This is a genomic window from Bradyrhizobium sp. 1200_D9_N1_1, assembly GCF_052075915.1.
GTDB lineage: Bacteria > Pseudomonadota > Alphaproteobacteria > Rhizobiales > Xanthobacteraceae > Bradyrhizobium > Bradyrhizobium diazoefficiens.
On the sequence record NZ_CP197226.1, the window covers coordinates 3,540,311 to 3,559,402 of the forward strand.

The following is a 19,092-nucleotide window of genomic DNA, read 5'->3' on the forward strand; positions in this document are numbered from 1 at the left end:
GATTTATTTTTTATTTATGCATATTGCGTCAGGGCCTGATCTTCCTTGACGCCGCGGGCAACGATCTTAAGCGTCCCGTCCGGAAGCGGGCGCTGCAGCTTCAAGGCCTCGTCGGCCGGCGCGGTCATCCAGGTCTCGACCTCGTCCGGCGTCGTCAAGATCACCGGCATCGCCTTCGGATGGATTGCACCGACCTCCGCGTTCGTCTCCGTCGTCAGGAACGCGTAGAGGTCGTTGGTGGTCTCGCCTTCCTTGACCTTCCGGACCGAGGTCCAGTTGGTCCAGATGCCGGCGAAGCAGACGAGCGGACGGCTCTCGTCGAGCGCGAACCAGATATCGCCGCCCTCGGCCTTATTGAACTCGCTGAACGAGTTGAAGGGGACGACGCAGCGGTGCTCCGGCCCTAGCCAGCGAGTCCAATGCTTCGACGTCACGTTCCGGATGTTGGTCGTGCCGCCGTCGGGCTCCATCCGGAGCAATTCCTTGAAATCCACGGCCTTGCCCTTGGCCTGCAGTTTCTCTGCGCGCTTCTTCGTCGCGTCCATGAGCGCCTTCGACGACGACGGCATGCCCCAGCGCGCGGTCGCGAGCTCCCGGCCATCGGCGCCATTCCACACGATCGGCGCCTTATAGTCCGGAAAGACGCCGGGCATCGGCGCAAGGTTGCCGACGTACCGATTGACGACGCGGAAGAGCGCGCTGATCGCGGCCTGGTTGGTCGTGATGCTGTAGAGGTTGCACATCGTCAGGTCTCCGGAGCGGCCTGGCGAGGGCGCTGCGCCAACTGTAGCAGCGTGGCAGCGGGCCGGCGATTAGCCTTGGCGCATTTGCTGCAGCGAAGTCGGCTCGCCAAGTCATGGACGAAGGTTGTCGGCGGATGGGGCAGCGCGGCCAAGTCGACGTCCCGCTTGGTCCTGCAGCGGGAGCACTCGATCTCGATCCATGGGTAGCCACCATTCAGAGCCTGATCGATCGTCGGCGACGGGTCGATCGGCTCGCCGTCGCTCCAAATCCGCTCGTTCCAAGATTCGCACAGGAGCTTGTCGGCCTGGCGGATCAAGGCCTCGCCCTTCGCCCGTGCCTCGGCGGACTGCGCGGCCAGGATCGAAGTCATAGCGCGAGCGCGACCGAGTTCTTTGGCAAGGGCCTTGCGGTCGCCTCCGGACAAGGGGGGCGGGTGGTGCTTCGGCGCCATCGCCGGCGCCTACTCAAATTGCGGCCAGCAGCCGTCTTCCTCATAGCGGCCGGTCCGGTTCGTGCAGGTTTTGTCCAGCAGGCGCTGGCCGACGTCCCGCCAGGCCGCGTCTGGACCGTGCAGGCGGACGGCATCGACTTTCTGGATCTCGACCACTCTTCCGCAGCGACTGCAGCCCACCCTCAGCAGGTGCCTCGGAATTTGGTCCAGCCGCAGCGAGCGCTCGGGCTGACGGCCTGCTAAATTGGCTCGGTCGACGCGAGGGTCGTGCAGGAGCGCCTGCCAGTATTCGGGCGGCAGGTCGTCGTCCGGAGCCAATCCGCTCCCGGGAGGCGCGTTTCTGCCGACGTGGCGGGCCAACACGTCCATCTGCTTGCGGGTCGGCATACGCCAGGATGCGGAGCGGTCGGTCATGCCCAATTAGAACATATCGTGAACAAAGGAGTCGAGTCGGATTTCGGTGAGGCGGCCGTCTACCCCAGCTCGGTCGCCGGCGCAGCAGAACCTGGCCGTGTATTGTAGTCAGCACGCTATTGCGATGCTCCTACAGCCTTGGTTAGCTTGAGTTCTGAGGACAACCCTCGAATGTGATGGCGGCCGCGAGTGCCGCCTATCGAGGTCCGGAAGAGGTCAAAGCAGGCTGAGAAGACCGCAAGGGCGGCGCGGCAGCGGGCTCGAACTCCGTTCGAGATGTAGGGGGTACCTTCGGGATGGATCTTTTGGATGAACACGGTCGGCTGACCGAGGCGTACGGGCGACTCCGGCTCAAGCTGCTCGATCTATCCAAAAAGAACCGGATGCTGAACTACAGCTTGGGCAGCAGATCGAAGAGGCACCTGCAGATCGTCGACGAGGTCATCGACGAAACTTACAGAAAGCTGGTGAAGGAGGAAGTCTCCCTCCGGATCGATGCTCTGCAAGAGCCGGACGACACTCCTCCCGAAGAAAAGGCGGAGGAATTTGCCGCCGCTCTCGACCATGCGAAAGTCTCCAATCTCGAATATCTGACGAAGCTGGAAGCGCTCGAAAGCTCCGGGCGCGACGACGAGTCGGAACTGCTGAAGCTCGAACGGGAATTGCGGGATCGCGTACGGGAAACGCTAGGGCTCGCACCAAGGCCGAAAAGGGCCGAATTGAACCGGGCGGAGCACGCACGAAGCATCGGCATCGAGCCGAACTTCGCTCTCGGACCCGCCAAAACCAAACCGTCTCACAGCGATGCCGCGCTTCAGACGCTCAAGTTTCCGGACGAACTGGACCGGATCATGGGAAAGCTCGTGGCGGACGCGAGACTTGCCGAGCAGGAAATGGGCATCTCGACTCTGTTCCTGTCGTTCGGATTCCTGGAGTGGTACGAATCCGACATATCGGACAAGAAGGCCTTCGCGCCGCTCCTACTGCTGCCGGTCAAGGTCGAGGTCAAGAAGCAATACGGCAAGAACGTCTACTCGCTTGCGGCGAGCGAAGGCGCGGCCGAGACGAACCTGAGCCTGCAGAAGCTGCTAGAAACCAATGCTGCGTTTCACCGCAAGCTGCCCTCGTTCGAAACCGGGGAAGACGAGAGCGTCGCTTCGATCGAAAATTATTTCGAAGGCGTGAAGGAAGCGGTCCAAGGATTGAACCGGTGGCAGATCCATCGTTGGATGGTCCTGGGTCATTTCGCTTTCGGCCGCTTCGCCGTCTATTCGGACCTCAATCCTGAGAACTGGGTACAGGATCCGGTCGACCACTCGTTGGTTGGGGCCATCCTGCGAGGCACCGACAATTCGGGCGGCGACGGGGCGCTCATGCTCGGCGATCCTTCCGACTACCCGATCGACGAGGCGCAGTTCGAGACGGTGGCGCCGTTCCTCATACAGGACGCCGACGCATCCCAGCACAGCGCGCTGATCGACGCGATGAAGGGCCAAAACCTCGTCATTCAGGGGCCGCCCGGCACGGGAAAATCGCAAACGATTTCGAACATCATCGCAAACGCACTGGCGTTGGATAAGACGGTCCTGTTCGTGGCGGAAAAGCAGGCCGCCCTCGAGGTCGTCAAACGCAGGCTCGAGCGCGCCGATCTCGGACGGTTTTGCCTCGAACTGCACTCCGAAAAGGCTTCTCCGAGAGCCGTTCTGGAGAGCCTGGCCGAACGCCTGAAGATGTCGCCCGTAGCGCCGCCCGCGGATGCCGGCCGGTCACTCCACGAGAATCGTGCGGAGATCGCGAAATACCTCCAGGCGTTGCATGCGGTCCAGCCGGGCGGAAAAACGACGTTCGACCTGATCTGGAGGTCGATCCGCGGCCTAGCGGAAGCTCAAGACGCCTCCGCCGTTTTCGCAGGCATGCAGTTTCCGGACGAACTCATGCGCGATTCCGAGCGTCTCGTAGAGGCCGACGAGCGTCTGGCCAGGTTTGCCGAAGCGAGCGACAATTTCGAGAAAACCTTCGGGCATCCTGCCGACTCGCCGTGGGCAAGTGCTGGGCTCTCGGACGTCGGACGCGGCGATGTCGAAGAACTGCCCGCCGTCCTGTACGAACTCACCACAGCAGCCACCCATTTGTCCGCCTGCCTGCAGGGCAACGCTCTAGGGGTCCGGTCGCTAAGCATGTTGAACGAGGCCTTGCGGATCGCAAGCGCGATAAAGTCTCCTCCGCCCGCCAAGGTCGCAGCCATCGCTCATCTGGACCAGGATCAGCTTCGCAAAGACTTGAACGATCGACGAACCCTCCGCGAGACGGAGCGGGAGCTGACCAGCTACCCGACCTTCGGAACGTTGAGCGCCGACACGCTGATGACGGCCAGCGCCCTCGGCAGGCTTCCATTGTTGGAGATCTATCGGGACAACACGCCGTCCGAATTGATTTCGATAGCGAGCGAGACCGTCCAGAACGACCGACGTCTCAAGGACGCCATCGACCGGTTCTGCCCAGTGCTCGAACTCTTCGGTCTCGACGGCGCATGCACGACAGACACGTTCGTCTCGGCCGCAAGGGCTATCGTGGCTTGGGCGAAGATTCAGCCGGAACATAGGCCGGCGCTGCTCTTGAACCAGGGCATCGACGAGGCCGCATTCGGCCGGCTCTTCAAGCGCTGGAACGATCTCCTGGCGAAGGAGGCCGAGTGGCGCCGCAGCCTCTCAGTATACGGCGACCAGGCCTGGCCGACGGCGGCCACGCTGCGGAGCGCCTCCGAACTGCTTAAGAAAGGCAAGGTCGGCTTCGCCATCGAGGCGATGAAGGGCAGGACCAAGCCGGTCCACGAGCTCCTTGCCCGCATGGGCCTGACCGCAGCTCAGGATCCTTCCTCGCGGCTAGTAGCCCTGGCCGGTCATGTCGACGCGCTCGAAGAATTTGAATCGGACGACGAGGCCTCCAGCCTGCTCGGCGCGAGCTGGCTCGGTCTGGAGACCAAGTTTCGTATGATCGAGTATGGCATCCGGGCGCGGAAATATCTCACCGACCACGCCGGCGGCGACATAGCTGCCCGCCTGATGGGGATTACTGCCCAGGACGCGCCGCGTCTTCAGAGCTTCGAGTCGGCAGCAGCTTCGTTGGTTCGCGAAGTGTCATCGAGGCCTGGCGGTCTGGTCGGAAGATTCGTGAATCTCACCGGGGCGATGCTGGCCGACAGCATAGCGAGCATGGAACGCGTCGCTGCCGCCGATCCCCGCGGATTGCTCAAGACTTTCGACATCACCGTGCGGGAACTTGCCGGGGCCGCGAAGCTCGAGAGCGATAGACGGGCCTTAGTCAACGCACTCGCGAAGTCGCCCTTGTCTGCCGACCTGGCTCGCCTCGACGCTGCGCAAGCCGGCGTCGACGAAATGTCCGTCGCCGTCGAATGGCTCAAGACTCTAAGAGAAGTCGCCCCGGCGTCGTCTTTGTTGCAACAACTGAGCTCGCCGGACGCGGAGGAGGAATTCAAACGTCTTTCATTGCTCTCTGAACAGGCGACACCGTATCTTCGGCAGTACGCGGACAAGATACAGGCCCTGCGATCAGGGTTCGGCTTCGTCGACCTTGACGATGCCCAACCGGCCTCGGTCGCGGAGAAGTTGCGGCCGCTTCTGGATCGTAAGCAGGAATTGCCGGAATTCCTGGGTTTGCGCCACGAGCGACGCGGACTGGAAGAGCTCGGTCTGGGCGATTTTCTGAAGCGGGCAGACGCGGCACGCATCGCTCCCTCCCGATTGCCGCAGCTGCTCGAAGGTGCCATTTCGCGCCGCGGCGCGACGTTGGCCAGGCGGTCGGCTCAAACGCTTCAGAACAACACCGGCGCCTCTCTGGAAGCGCGGAGGCGACAATTCGCCGAGAAGGATCGGGCGAAGATCCGCGACGATAGGATCCGCATCAAGGCGAAATTGATGACGAAGAAGCCCTCACCAGGCTCGAACGTCGGCAGACGGCGAACATGGACCGAAATGGCCCTGATAGCCAACGAGATCGGCAAGGAAAGAGGCTTCGTTCCGGTACGTACCTTGCTGGCCCAAGCGGGCAAGTCGGTCCAGGCGCTCAAACCTTGCTTCATGATGTCGCCGCTCTCGCTCGCGAAGTTCATGAAGGCAGGGTCGCTTTCCTTCGACATGCTCGTCATCGACGAAGCTTCTCAGATGCGATCGGAGGACGCCCTCGGGGCGATGCTCAGGTCGAAGCAGATCGTGGTCGTGGGCGACCAGAAGCAATTGCCCCCGACGGACTTCTTCGCGCGATCCGGAGACGGGGGAGGCGACGACGAGGACCTCGACGACTACGACGACGAATCCATCCTCGAAAGCTGCCAAAAGACCTTCGGTCTTCGCCGCCCGTTGCGGTGGCATTACCGCAGCCGATGCGAAAGCCTCATCCGCTTCTCCAACGAGCGGTTCTACAAGCGCGAGCTGATCACTTTTCCGGCGTCGAAACCCTCGTCCTTCTCGATCGATCTGGTTCGGGTCACGGGCACGTTCCAGGCCAGATGCAATCCCGTCGAAGCGAGCCGGGTCGCGGAAGAGGCGATCACTTTCATGCGGCATCATGCGGCGCTGAACGAAAACGAAGTCCCCTCGCTCGGCATCGTCGCGTTGAACATCCAGCAGCGCGATCTCATACAGGAAGAATTCAACAGGCTGATCGCCGACGATGTCCTGGTCGAGCAGTATCGGGAGAAGGTTGCCAGCAGGGGCGAAGAATTCTTCATCAAGAACCTCGAAAACGTGCAGGGCGACGAACGCGACTTCGTATTCATATCGATGACCTACGGACCCGAGCCGGGCAGCACGGTCCTGAAGCAGCGCTTCGGGCCCATCAACCGCAAGCAAGGCCATCGCCGGCTGAACGTGTTGTTCTCGCGGGCGCGCACGCGGATCGGCCTGTTCACCTCTTTCTCGTCCTCCGACGTCAGACCGACGTCGGACAGCGCCGAAGGCGTGCATGTCCTTCAGAAGTACCTCGAATACGCGGAAACGCGGGGAAGGATGACGACGAATCCAGGGGGCGACGGAGAGCCGGACAGCGACTTCGAGACGGAGGTCGCCGATCGTCTCCGCGCGCGCGGCTTCACCGTCGACTATCAGGTGGGAGCGTCGGGCTACAAGATAGATCTCGGCGTGCGCCATCCCGATTTTGCGGAACGCTACCTCGCCGGCATCGAATGCGACGGAGCTGCGTATCACAGCAGCAAGAGCGCCCGGGACCGCGACCGGCTCAGAGAGGAGGTTCTGAACGACAAAGGCTGGCAGATACTCAGGGTATGGTCGACCGATTGGTTCGACGACCCGGCGCTGCAGACCGATCGGCTCGCGTCAAAGCTCGAGGCGCTGCGCGCCAGACCGACGGCCGTCGAGGACGACTACGTCATCGCCAAGGGATCGGAGCCGGAAGCTCGCGTCGAGGATTTGCCGACGCCCGCTCAGGACCTTCCGGTCGAGCACCGACCGCCTAACGCCCACATCGTCTCGTTCGCCGAACCGGATGCAGACGGGCCGCTCGCAGATGGCGCCCTTTCGGAAGCGGAATGTTTCGAGGCGTTGCGGCGTCTGCGCGACGGCGTAATCGCGGTCGAAGTCGCGGACTGGGAATCGCACAGATCGCTGCTGCGGGATGCCATGATCGAAACGTTCGTTCGGCAGCGGATCACCGATCCGGACCAGTGGTTCGGCAAGATTCCGGGCTATCTACGCCAAGGCACGAACCCCATCGAAAAGAGCCGATACCTGGAACGCGTCTGCGACATCGTCGGCAGGTTGCGAGATGAAACAGCGTTCATTTCGCGCCTTCCGGCTTCGCGGGTCGGACAAGTCGCGAGAAGTTAGACACCGTCGGCGGCTGCGCGCCTCGGGACCAAGCCAAGGGGCTGCAGCGGCCGCTTGCCGATGGCGCGCTGAGGAAGATCCACACGAGCGGCTCGCCACCGAAGAGACCCCCCGATGCCCCAAGCCTCGCCAGATCGCGACCTGCCCCTACAGCCGGATGGCATCGGCCTTTTGGATCTCGACGGTCCGGCCGCAGCGCCGGCAAGTCCTAACCTCCGATAACTTGGCGGAACCGTGCCTCGCCGGATAGCCGGAACAGGGATGATCACCCCGATGCTCGGCTGCACTCGGGGCAACTGTCGCCGAAATCGTCCAGAACCTCTTCGATCAGAGCCATGGTTGCGCTGTCGGAAAAACCGGCCGGCGGCTCCCGACGCGCGGTATCCAAAGCTCGCTCGCGGGCATGCGGGTCGCCGAGGTCTTGCATCCAACCATGCTCCTCGCACTCGCGGATCGCGCCGGCCTCCCTGAGAACAGACACGGCCCACCCCCTAAGGGACTCGGTCTTTAGGACGTGGATCTTCACGGAAGGCTCAACGACCTTCGCGATATCGCAGAGATGACGGTGATGGGTGAAGTAGACTACCTGACCTCTGCGCGCCATCGCGGCGAGCAACCGAAAGGCCTCCTCCGCCCGGAAGTCGTCGAATGTCTCCATGATATCGTCGGCAAGAAAGGGGGCTGGCGAGCGGGCTTGCGCGATCTCGTGATAGCCGGCGACCCTTAGGGCCAAGTATAGCTGAAATCGCGTTCCTTTCGACAGCTCGGAAGCGAGCTTCGACCCACCGTCGGATCCCTTGGCGATCAGCAGTTCGCTGCCGTTCGAGGGCTGAGTGGCCAGTCCGGAGTAGGCGCCACGGCTGATCAGCACGAATGCCCCTGATGCCCGTGCCATCATCGAACTTCGATGACGCTCGCGATAGGCGCGCAGGGCCCTCTCGGCGCCGGCCATCCCAAGCTTCAGTTTGAGATACTCGAGCGCCTGCTCTTCGATGGTAAGCAATATCGTGCGTCGCTTGGATTCAAGGACCGCCACCGCCGCATCGCCGCCAACCCCGGCTATGCCGGCTTCTGCCCTGTCGAGTGCGGCGAAGCGATCGCGGGTTCGGCTGTCCTCGTCCTCGAACCGAGCTTTCAGTTCGATCAGTTCACTTTCCAGCGAACCTTGTTGTAGCGCATCGAGCGCGTCCTCGGCCTGCTCGATCTTTTCGACCTTCATCACCTCGACTATCTCTCTCTGCGTCTGCTCTAGACGCGTTTGGAGGTCGGACCTGCGTTCGAGCGAGCGCAGACAACCTTCAACTTCCGCAAGGGAACCGACATCGAAGTGCTTCATCATGAGATCCGCTCGGCTTCGCACCTCCGCCACGTCATTTTCGAGCGAACGGGCCTTGTCCTGCTCTGTGCCGAGCCGCTCCTCGAGTTCTTGCCGACGGTCCAGCGCCTTCGTTGCGGAGGCGACGGAGTTCACGACTTCTTCGCAGACCGCCAGAACGTCGGAGCGACCTCCGGCGAGGCCGATCACTCCAGCAAGCGCTTCCACCTCGGCCTCGAACTGGGTTTGGTCGCGCTGCATCTTAGCGATACGATCGGCAAGTTCTGCTTTCCTTTCCAGCGCCGACCCCAATTCGGCAAGGGCCTCCAGCGTTTCTCGCACGACCGCCGTCGTAGACGCTCTGCCGCGCTCGCCCAGCCAGCACGCTGCGCAAGCCTCTTGCCAAGCCTCGCTCCATGATCGGTCTGCGATCCTCGCGCCCTCGAGCTGCGTCTCGCGGAACTTCAGGTCCCGCTTTCGATCCTCGAGGATCGCTCGTAGGTTCTTGGCGCCCGCTGCGCGATCCAGAGCGGCTTGTCCCGCGGACAGCATCGCCGCTAGGTCGTCGCTCCGCGGAAGCTCCACCCCCGACCTGTGGAGCGTCTCGGCAACGCGCTCGCAGGAAGAAGCGGCTGAGTCCCGCACTAGCTCCCATTCTCGTTCGGCCGCCGCGAGTTTTCCTTCGGCCCCGATCGCGCGGTCTAGCTTCTGCAGCCAAAGATTCAAACCGCTCAGACCGACCGTGTGGTCCAGCCCGTGACCTATGGCGCGAAGCGCCTTTTCGACGTCCATGATCAACGTCGCACGTCTTGCGAGACTCTCTTCCAGGTGCCGCTGGACCTGCTCCCGGCGCGTGCGGACATCGGCACTGTCCAGAAGCGCGCGATTGAGGTCCGCGATTGCGGAGGCATGACGAGATCGCTGTTCCGTCATCAGGTCCAGTTTCCGCATCGCGGTCTCGAACTCGGCGGCCGTCCTTGCGTCGAGCGCATTCTTGTGCGCGGCCCAAGCGGCTTCGCGGGCGGACCAGGCCTCCGCAGTTTCTCGGTCGCTGACGACGGCTGTGGCGGCGCCGAGAGCCCCGATCTTCGCCTCGAGGCGCTTCGCTTCTGTGTCGATACGTTCGAATTCTACCTGCCGAGCGTCGATCTCGCGAGAAAGCTGCGTTTCGGCCGATGCCCAACGTTGAAGCTGGTCGGGCGCGGGCGCCACAACCGCGAATAGATCGTCCCTGCCGCCGGTCCACGGAAACAATTCGCGCAGGCGATCCGCGAATTCGTCCGCACGCTCGCGGCGCAACCGGTCGGCTTCCCGCAGCCGAGCCGCGTCGTCCGATTGTCGGGCGCTCGCGATGGTCGCTGTCAGGAAGGCTGTCGTCGCATCGTCCAGACCCGCCCCGTGTTCACATAACCTCGCTTCGGCCTCCGCGAGCGCCCCCTCGGCTTTGGCGAACTCGGCCTCGGCGGATGCAAGAGCCGCCTCGACGCCAGAGCGTCGCTCCATAAGGTCTCGGAGAGTTCCCGTTACGCCGGTGGAGAGGAGGAGCCGCGCGGGATCCTGCTCGGTCCCCCGATCGAGCAGCGTCAAAACATGCGCGATCTTCTGCTCGGCAAGTCCAAGGGCGAGGCGACGATCCGGAAGGTCCTTCGTCGCCGTGACGTACCGTGCCCGTAGGTCCGTCAGCAATTCCATGCGGCTGTTCAGGGCGCAAGTCGAGGCGTTTACGACAAGCCCATCGAGCTCACGCTGCAGAGCGACTATTGTCTCGGTCGCCGACCGCATCTGCACCGCCAAGGCCGCCTGGCGGCTCGTCAGCGCCGGAAGATCGCGCCCCCACGACGACGGTGCGACGGGCAACCGTGCGAGCGGAGACAGTTCGGTGCGGAGGACGCGCAAGCTCCGCAACCGCGGCAAGCCGTTGATGAAGCTCTGCACTTGATCCATCCGTGCCTGCGTGCGGCTACGTTGCGCGATGGCATCGGCGTAGGCCGCGGCCGCGTCGTCGCGCTGGATCACGAGGCGGGCGTATTCGGTAGCGAGGGTATCTATGCGCTCTCGCTCCTCGTTGAGAGCCGCCAGATTCTTCTTGAGCTCGAGGAGACCTCCCGATCGCTTCCCTGGACGGAAGAACGCCTCCGCTTCCGCCTGCACGGACCCGAGACGGGCGCTGAGATCGGCCAGACCGGCGGTTGCGGAAAACAGCAGATGACCGAGATCGCCCTTGCTGGCGAGTATGCTTTCCCCACCGGCCTCTAGGGTCTCGTCGTCGAGACAGAACATGGTGTGGTAGGCGCCGCGATCGAGGCCTCCCAGTTCTCCGGGAAGCAGCGTATCGGGAACCGGATTGTCGGCCTCGTCCAGCAGGCTGTTATGAGGACGCTTGATGCGGCAGAACCTGCGAGTCCCGCCCGAGGTCTCCACTTCGGCTTCGATACGCATGGCCGCGTAGGGATGAAGGAAGTTGAACCTGCTCTGCGCTGGGATGCCGAAGATCAGATCCGTGCACGCCGACATCGCGGTGGATTTCCCGGCCTCGTTCGGTCCATAGACGATGTGCAGGTCGGCGCAACCCGCGACCCGCTCACCGAAGTCGATGAAAGCGTCCGTGAACTTGCCGTAGCGACGAAGTCCGAGTTTACGGATGCGCATCAGCGCGCTCCGTCCGAGTCGCCGATCGAGAGGCGCGCCAGGACCTCTTCCGCACCCTCTCCCGCGAGCCGCGCGACAAGATCCTCGAGGGCGGCCTCGTCCGGAGCGATGGTTCGCCGGCACTCAGGCGGCAACTGCGCCAGCAGCTCCTTGACCGTGTCGGTCGCCTCGGTTCGGAAGCCTTCTGACGCGACGACCTCGTCGTTCATCGTCCTTCGAAGAGCATCTAGTTGGTCGGTGCTCGCGGTTGCGCCTGCTGGCGCGCGCCGGCAGTCGATTTCGAGTTTGTCGATCCATACGTCGCCCAGCGATTTCGCGCGAGTTTCGGCCTCGGTCCGCAGGAGATCGGCGTCCCGTCTCATATTCCACGCCAACGGCGTCGTTCCGGACACCGCGAGCCGCACGACGAGATGATCGCTGACGGATCGGGTCGCAGCGTCCTGAAGCGACGTATCGAGCCGCGCGACCAGATCGTGCCAAGTTGCCGTTCCGGAAGCATCGAGTCCGACCCGCTCGAACTGGGCCAGGCTCACGATCCGCTCTTCAAGTGCAATGGAGCCGTCGTCTAGCACGCTCGCCAACGTCACGGACTTGGGTCCGCTTTCGCCGATGTCCCGTCCCTGCGGGATTCCGGGCATCACGATGGCGCAAGGTCCTTCGATCATCGATCGCTTGTGGATGTGCCCCAGCGCCCAATAGCGGAAGCCGGATGCGAGGAGGTCGCTCGTGGAGCATGGCGCATACACGTCGTGAGAGGGCGAACCGCCCAGGCTGGTATGCATCATTCCGATGTTGATCGCGTCCTGGAGCGGTGGCCGGTACTTGGCGAGGAGCCCCTCGGGGGCGTGCGGTTTCGCGAAGCTGAGCCCGTGTATCACGATCGATCGCTCTCCGCGGTCCCGCTCTACCTCGACGGCTTCGGCACGTCCGCCGAAAAGATGCACGTTCGGCGGAAAGACGAGCTCCTTCGTGATCCTGGCCAACGCGTCATGGTTGCCTCGGATGATGAAGATTCGGATGCCCGCAGCGTCGAGGCGCCGAAGTTGCTCGCCGAGAAAGCGCGCGGTCTTCATCGAGGTCTGATCGCCGTCGTAGAGATCGCCGGCGAGCAAGAGCGCTTGTACCCGTTCATTGAGGCAGAGATCGATGATGCGCGCGAAGACCTGCCGGCTGGCGTTGCCGATGAAATCGGCCAGTTCGCGATCCCGCAGCGCGAGCGAGCGCAGCGGCGAGTCGAGGTGGATATCCGCCGCATGGACGAAACGGTAGGCAGTCATCTAACAACTCGCATCTTTTCGAATCAGCGGAGTTTACCGCACTTGGGAAGCGTCGGACGTTCAGCGGGAGCAGGGTTGGCGATATCCTCGATCTTCGCAGCCGACGATCGAAATGGTACCTGGGTTGCAGGGGAGCCACGCCGCGCCGCTAAGTATGGTGCGGCTACCGAGGTCGCGCAAATGGCACGAGATGAGTTCGTGCCGATGCGCACCCATGGCGAGGCGCATGAACTCGGCGATCACGAGCGTCGCGGCAATCGCACCGACAAATGGCGCGCCGATGCTCCGACCCGCTAGGCGAACGGTTCCGCATTGGTCGCCGCTCTTCTCAAGCAAACAACGATAGGCCGGTTGAGAAACGGTTGCGTCATCGGCCGCGGTGCTCTGCCAAGTCGAGCGCGCGTCGCGCGCGCCGGGGAAAGTGTGCATGTCGATGCCGAGATAGTCCTGCGGGCCTTTGCCCAGGCCCGCCTCGATGACGCGCTCGAATCCGACATCCTCAATCGCTTGCCGCGCGAGCGCGTTGTCGACCCCGATCAGTGCGACCACCGGTTCGCGCGGGCTCACGCGAAAGTCATTCGCGAAGCGGCGCTCAATGATCGACGTCCGGAAACCGCGCTCTTCGGCCCAGTCCGCCATCGCGCGCGACTTGTAACGGCCGACGAGCTTCGGCGTCGTAAGCAGCGACGTGCTAACGTTCGACGTTGCGATAACGTCGAAGTCATGCAGCACGACCTCGAGCGCGCCGGACCGATAGGGCAGAAGTCCCAGTGTCCAGAGATAGGCCTGGCCGAGATTGCCAAGGCCGACGAGCCAAGCGGATGAGGGCAAACGAGCAAGGGCCGGCCCGTCGCCGCCGCCGAGCCAATCCTGTTCGGGACGCCAGAGGTTGAGCCCGATCGTCCGGCGACACGCCAGCCGGTGGCCGCGCAGGCGCTGGAATATCTCCGAGACCGCTAGGGCCCCCGCGAGCACCCCGGCCGGGGTCACTTCCGCACCGGCCGATACGGGAACATTCTGCCCCGCCGGAACGACGCCACCGCTCCATCCTCGCAGCACGACGCGAATACCGAGCCGGTCGAGATCATCGATGTTAGGCGCGCCGAAAGCCGCCGTCGGCACGCCAATCTGAGGCCGTTCAGCGACCTTCGCACCGTATGCTTTCAGAGCGGCCATGAGACTGTCAAAGGGCGGCAGCGCGACCCGCAACGGCGTGTCCACCCCGATGACCGTTACGCCCCCCAGCAATGTTCGCGTGGCGCAGTTTACCGCGGTGAGAATAGCCGCCTGCAGGCTGGCGCTGTCGGCTACCTCGGGGCCGAGAACGAATTGCGCTTGATAGCCGGCGAAGATGCGCATCGCGTCGTCGATCGACACGACCTCGCCGGTGTCGAGCGCGATCTTGGCCGTGCGATGCAATTCATCGGCAATCTGTTCAAGGCCCGTCATTGTTCATCCTCAATCTTGAGTACGCGGTCAACCTGACGACCTCCGTGGGAGCGCCAGCGGTGATCTCCTAGATATTCGTAGAGACCGATCGACCAGCGGCGCACCGGCGGCCGCGCCAATAGCGGCAGTATGAGCGCAAGGTGGCCAGGTCGTGCGATCATGGGGTTGTCGCGGTCGGACAAGCTCTGCCGGGCGCCCCGCGGATGCACGTGCGCGTCCGCGACCACCACCAGCGACATCTCGGCGCAGCGGTCCCAGAGCCGACCGAAGGCATCGGCATGCAGCACGCAAATTCCCGTAGAATATGCGCGCGGGTCGAGGTCGTCGTAGTAGACGAGGGCGGTCGCTTCACGTTCGGCTGCGGCGCGCGTTCCGAGCAGAAACGCGCCGGATTCGTGCCGTCCTTCGGTGCGCCGGTGCAGTTCTGCACCGAGAGCGAGCCAAAGGTTGCGACGCATGCGAAGGGTCGGATCAGGCTGCACGGCGACCTCCGTAGTCGCCGGAGTTCAGGAGGTCATGCACCACGCGGAGGTAGTGCACGATGCCGATCACCGGATCCCAGATCAGGCTCGGATGCTGCTGGTGCCAGTTCGCGTGCCCTTCAATGGATACGCGGTCGCACGGCAGATAGAGGCATGCGCCGTTCTTCCAGTCGGGATTGAACGCAAGCGAAACACGGTTCTGCCCGGCCGGCCACTTGTTCGCGGCCAGCGGGCCGCCGAGGTCAAGATCCCACGGCCGCGCCGTCGGTGGCGTGCGCGGGTAGTCGTGGAGTTCGAAGCGGAGCCCGTACTCCAGCCCGTCGCGTGCGCGGACCGCAAACTCGGCATGCGGCCACGCGTGTGCGACTAGGCGCCACCGCCTCGCCGCCTCGCCGCTGCGATAGCGGCCGGCGGCGAGGTGTGCGCGGAACACCGCTTCTGCCGGGGTCATGGAGGTGCTCAACTTATCCCTCCACGCGCTGACAGGGCACGAGGTCGAATGCGACAGCGCAGGTATGGTGCTGCGTGAGCGTTCCGACGTGTACATCGCGGTCCGGCCGCGTGGTCGTGTCCTTGATCTGGAGCACGTGCTCGGCGGCGTCGCGCGGTGACAGGTGAAAGGCGCGGCGAGCCGCCCAGCGCTTCACGCGTTCCACGGTGGCGCCGGGCGCGAAAGGACGCTTCTCGGTCTCGCCGTTGAAGCGGACCGACACCTCCACATGGCGACAATGCGAGACGTGCACGCGCAGCGGACCCGTGGCGACGTCGTCGGACGGCAGCGGCAGCAGCTCCTCGATCACGGCGTGGCCGTCGATGGCCCCGTCGATATCTTCAAGGAACACGAGGCGGCCTTCCTTTTCGCCGGGCAAGTCGATCTTGGACAAGATTGCCGCGAGCGTCTCTTCCGGCTTCGCCTCGAGGACCGCGATGTCGGCGAGCCCGTGGCTCTGGAGCAGGACGTCAATGATCTTCATGCTACCAACCCTTTCAGTAAGCGGCTCTCGTGATTGAGAACCTGCGCTCTAAAGGGTAAGTCGCAGACTTCGCGAAAAACCGGAATCGCTAGGGGCGGCAAGGAACGCTCGCGCAGATGAAGTAATGTGGGCAGCGCGGACAATTCTCGCCCTTGTCCTTCGGCTGAGCCGGATAGAAGCCCTTCGCGATTCGACCGAGTGCGTTTTCGGTGTCTGCGAGGCGCGCCTTCATGACACCGTCGAGAGCGACCGGAAACGGTTCGTTCGTCGTGAGGTACTGCACCTCGAAGGTGGCGCTTCCGCCCATTGCGTCACGAACCGCTTGGAGCATAAGCGCGTGCAAATGACGCTGATCGGGACGCGACGGCTCGCGCCCGGTCCGAACGCGCCGCACGACGAGACGTCCGCCGCTGCGGTCGATCTCGTCGATCGGCACGTTGATCGTTCGGCCGCCACGCTCGAGCGGCACCGTGCTCCCGAACGTGATGCATTCGCGTTGACGGCCCCTGGCGTTCTCGAGGATGCTCGTGGCCGAGGTTTTGTATAGTGGCTCGAGCGGGTCTCCGGTCGGACCTATGTCGTTCCACGCCGCATCCAGCGCATCGGCGAGAGCCGCGGCCTCGACGGAGCCGGTCTGTGCTCGCAGCCAATCGAGCACGCGGTAGACAGCGCGGTGGAACCGGACATACGCCGTGTCGTCGCGACCGCCGCTGAGACCGAGCACGAGTTGGTAGAGATAGCGCCGTGGGCAATCGATATAGAGTTCGATGTCGCGGCCATCGTGCTCCGGCATGTCTCGCGCGAGGTCGGGGCGGTGGTCGTCAGGTGGTGCCAGCGGCAATTTTTTGACCCAAGTCGGATCGCCGTCCGGCTCGCGCGGGAGGAAACGCGCGATCTGGAGAAAAGGCGTCGCTGCATTGGACCTCTGCTTCTCGGAATAGCGCTCCGCGCGAGATAGAGAAAGATGGTCGCGGGCGCGCGAGAGCGCCACGTAGAATAGACACTCCTCCTCCTCCTCGTGATCGGTGATCGGCGAGGTGGGAAGCAGGCCGTCCGGCGGCGGACAGCGGTCGCCTTGTCGCCGCAGCGGGAACATGCCCGAACCCAGCATCGGCAGATGCACGACCTTGAACTCAAGACCCTTGCTCGCATGGACAGTCATGAGACGGACCGCATCAATGCCGTCGACGGCGTTAGGTGGCTCGCGCAGCGCGCGCTCGTCACCGAATACCTCAAGTCGCCGTATCCATTGCAGCATTGCGCGCTTTGGATCGCCCGCACCGCTGTTGTTCTCGATCGCGAACTGAATGAGTTGATGAATCGCCAGGCGACGCTGCTGATCGGCAGGGGTGTCGCCGCCGAGATAGTTTCGCAGGAGTATGCCGCGATCGAAGAGCACATGACATAGAAACGCGCCGGGTCCCGTGCGGAAGCCGATGCCGTTGAGGTCGGCCGCCAGGCGGCCAAGGCTCGCTTTGCCGTCCGGAGACAGGCCTGGAACGTTTGCCAGATCCGCCAGCGCCTCGGCTGGTCGCCTCTCGTGATAACGGGCGTTGGCCAAGAACGCCTGCACGTCGGCAAGCGACGTGCGGTAGGGCGGGAGGTCCGCGACCCGAAGCAAGCCACCACGGTGAGGTTCGGCGACGAAGGAGACGAGCGAAAGAAGATCGCTCACTTCGGGGCGCTCGAAAAGATCGCCGAGATAGAGGACCGGCACGCCGGCGGCCTCCAAACCGAGCGCGACCCGCTCAAGATTGCTGTGCACGCGGCAGAGCACGGCTTGCTCCCGGAAGTCGATGCCGTTCGCGCGGTGTTTCATGATGGCATCCGCGATGCCCCGGATCTCGGCATCGCGGTCCAAGGCGACGTTGCAGTCGACGGCTTCGGGTCCCCGGCCGCGATAGGCATTGAGCTTCACGGCCTTCATGTCGCCAACGTGCATATGGCCGGCGTAACCGTCGAAGGTGTCGACGATCTGCTGGCGTGAGCGGTAGTTCACCGTGAGGGGCTTACGCTGTCCCTTGGGATAATCCTTCTCGAAGTCGAGCGCATTCTGTGGCGCGGCGCCGCGGAAGCGGTAGATTGATTGGCGCGCATCGCCGACGACCCAGAGCCGCTCGCCGTCACCCGCCAACTCCTTTACGAGCAAGGCGCTCGCGCGATTGACGTCCTGATATTCGTCGACGAGCAGGTGTTGATACTGGCCCCGGAGTTCATCGCGTACCTCTGGGCGCGCCCGCAAGAGCTCGACCGGTCGATTGATCAGATCGGCAAAGTCGACCCAGCCAGCCCCGCGCATCTTATCGTCATAGTGCTTGAAGACGCGCGCCACCTCTTGTGCTTTGGAGACCTTGAGTTCCGCTTCTTCGTCGCCTTTCGCCACGCTGGCCGCCATGCGACGGACCGCCTCGGCATAGTCGGCCGGAGACTTCACCTCATCTTTTGCGCGGCTTATGGCACCGAGTACGAAGCGAAGGTCGGATAAGGGCTCGTGGAGACGGAGGTAGTGGTCGAGTCCAAGCGCCAGAAGGTCTTCTTCAAGAAGAGCCAAGATGTCGGCTTGGTCCAGAAGGCGGACCGGTTGGGCGATGCCAATTAGCTCACCGTATTTGCGAAGTAGTTCGAGGCCGAAAGCGTGAAAAGTACCGGTCCAGATTTCAGCGGCAGCCTCGGGCATCGTGGAGGTGACCCGCTCGCGGACTTCCCGGGCGGCCTTGTTGGAGAAGGTAAGTGCAAGAATCGACGCCGGCGGGTGCTTTTTGCCAACGAGAAACTCAAGACGAGCGATGAGGGTTCGCGTCTTGCCGGTGCCGGGCCCTGCTTCGATCAGCAGGGGCGAGCCCTCATGATGCGCGGCCTCCCGCTGCGAGTCATCAAGGCTCGGGCGCTCGGCGGGCATCGGTTCTTCGGCGGCGGTCGCCTGGGGATTCGGGAGAAGCAGTGATGCGGCCAATTGCTGATGGACAAGGCCCAGGGGGATCGTCAGATCTTCAGCAATCCTTGGCGCTGAGTGCTCCAGATCGACGAAGAGCCTATGCGCCTCGTGGCACGGCAGCAGGAACTCCCGAGCGAAAACGTTGGCGAGGCGCTCGCGCAGTTCTTCGGGGCTATAAGCTTCGACGCGCTTGAGGCCGAGCGATGTGCCCTCTTCCGGAGCGCCCGGATCTGATCCGCGCGGCGTGATCGCGGGGTCGGTCGGCGTCTCGATCCAATAATGGCCGAACTCATGCGCTTCGACGTAGGCCGCGCTTTCCGGCGAAAGTTCGTTGGAAATGTAGATCGCCTTAGATGCGCGGTGCAACGCGCCGTCTCCGCCACCCAACAGCGGATGGTCGGGCGGCAGGCTTTGTACCTTGATGCCAGCCTCCTTGCGCGCCGCTGCGAGCAATAGAGCGGCGGCATTGCCGCCCGCCTTTGCGCGAAGCAACGCATATTTCTCGCGGGCAAGTGCCCTGACGGCGCCGAAACTGTCCATC

Annotated in this window: 11 protein-coding genes and 1 pseudogene; 1 reads left to right on the forward strand and 11 read right to left on the reverse strand. The window is 63.5% G+C overall.

The annotated features are described in order from the left end of the window. Positions 1 to 14 precede the first annotated feature (14 nt). Genes AB5K84_RS16935 through AB5K84_RS16945 form a run of 3 tightly spaced genes read right to left on the reverse strand, consistent with a single transcriptional unit; the run spans position 15 to position 1,609 of the window. Complete coding sequence (locus AB5K84_RS16935; RefSeq protein WP_110116600.1) at positions 15 to 743, reverse strand: SOS response-associated peptidase; 729 nt, start codon at positions 741 to 743, stop codon at positions 15 to 17. A gap of 2 nt (positions 744 to 745) precedes the next feature. Further along, positions 746 to 1,195: a hypothetical protein gene (locus AB5K84_RS16940; RefSeq protein WP_110116599.1), complete on the reverse strand. Its 450-nt coding sequence runs from the start codon at positions 1,193 to 1,195 to the stop codon at positions 746 to 748. 9 nt (positions 1,196 to 1,204) lie between these two features. Further along, entirely contained in the window at positions 1,205 to 1,609 is a 405-nt protein-coding gene (locus AB5K84_RS16945) for a hypothetical protein (RefSeq protein ID WP_110117334.1), read from the reverse strand. A gap of 296 nt (positions 1,610 to 1,905) precedes the next feature. On the opposite strand from AB5K84_RS16945, the gene AB5K84_RS16950 reads away from it, so the two are divergent. Further along, a complete protein-coding gene (locus AB5K84_RS16950; RefSeq protein WP_441232547.1) occupies positions 1,906 to 7,470 on the forward strand; it encodes a DUF4011 domain-containing protein in 5,565 nt (1,854 codons plus the stop codon). Between the two features lie 265 nt (positions 7,471 to 7,735). Here AB5K84_RS16950 and AB5K84_RS16955 read toward each other — a convergent pair whose 3' ends face one another. The 8 genes and pseudogenes from AB5K84_RS16955 to AB5K84_RS16990 all read right to left on the reverse strand — a co-directional run bounded on the left by AB5K84_RS16955 (position 7,736) and on the right by AB5K84_RS16990 (position 19,091). Continuing rightward, the gene (locus AB5K84_RS16955) at positions 7,736 to 7,996 is read right to left on the reverse strand and encodes a hypothetical protein (RefSeq protein WP_246790691.1); all 261 of its coding nucleotides are present in this window, start codon (positions 7,994 to 7,996) and stop codon (positions 7,736 to 7,738) included. 2,847 nt (positions 7,997 to 10,843) lie between these two features. Beyond that, positions 10,844 to 11,434: pseudogene (locus AB5K84_RS16960) on the reverse strand (ATP-binding protein); the annotation flags it as partial. Beyond that, on the reverse strand, positions 11,434 to 12,711 hold the full coding sequence (locus AB5K84_RS16965; RefSeq protein ID WP_171463788.1) for a metallophosphoesterase family protein: 1,278 nt from the start codon (positions 12,709 to 12,711) through the stop codon (positions 11,434 to 11,436). The pseudogene AB5K84_RS16960 and the gene AB5K84_RS16965, both read right to left, overlap by 1 nt. Positions 12,712 to 12,771: 60 nt before the next feature. Then, positions 12,772 to 14,160, reverse strand: coding sequence for a ThiF family adenylyltransferase (locus tag AB5K84_RS16970; RefSeq protein ID WP_171463787.1), 1,389 nt, complete (start codon positions 14,158 to 14,160; stop codon positions 12,772 to 12,774). After that, on the reverse strand, positions 14,157 to 14,642 hold the full coding sequence (locus tag AB5K84_RS16975) for a hypothetical protein (protein ID WP_110116594.1): 486 nt from the start codon (positions 14,640 to 14,642) through the stop codon (positions 14,157 to 14,159). Before AB5K84_RS16975 ends, AB5K84_RS16970 begins: the two co-directional genes overlap by 4 nt. Further along, on the reverse strand, positions 14,632 to 15,105 hold the full coding sequence (locus tag AB5K84_RS16980; protein WP_246790632.1) for a DUF7665 family protein: 474 nt from the start codon (positions 15,103 to 15,105) through the stop codon (positions 14,632 to 14,634). Before AB5K84_RS16980 ends, AB5K84_RS16975 begins: the two co-directional genes overlap by 11 nt. A 1-nt stretch (position 15,106) precedes the next feature. Next, complete coding sequence (locus AB5K84_RS16985) at positions 15,107 to 15,616, reverse strand: hypothetical protein (RefSeq protein WP_110116593.1); 510 nt, start codon at positions 15,614 to 15,616, stop codon at positions 15,107 to 15,109. 88 nt (positions 15,617 to 15,704) lie between these two features. Continuing rightward, on the reverse strand, positions 15,705 to 19,091 hold the full coding sequence (locus AB5K84_RS16990) for an ATP-dependent helicase (RefSeq protein WP_110116592.1): 3,387 nt from the start codon (positions 19,089 to 19,091) through the stop codon (positions 15,705 to 15,707). Position 19,092: the final 1 nt, after the last annotated feature.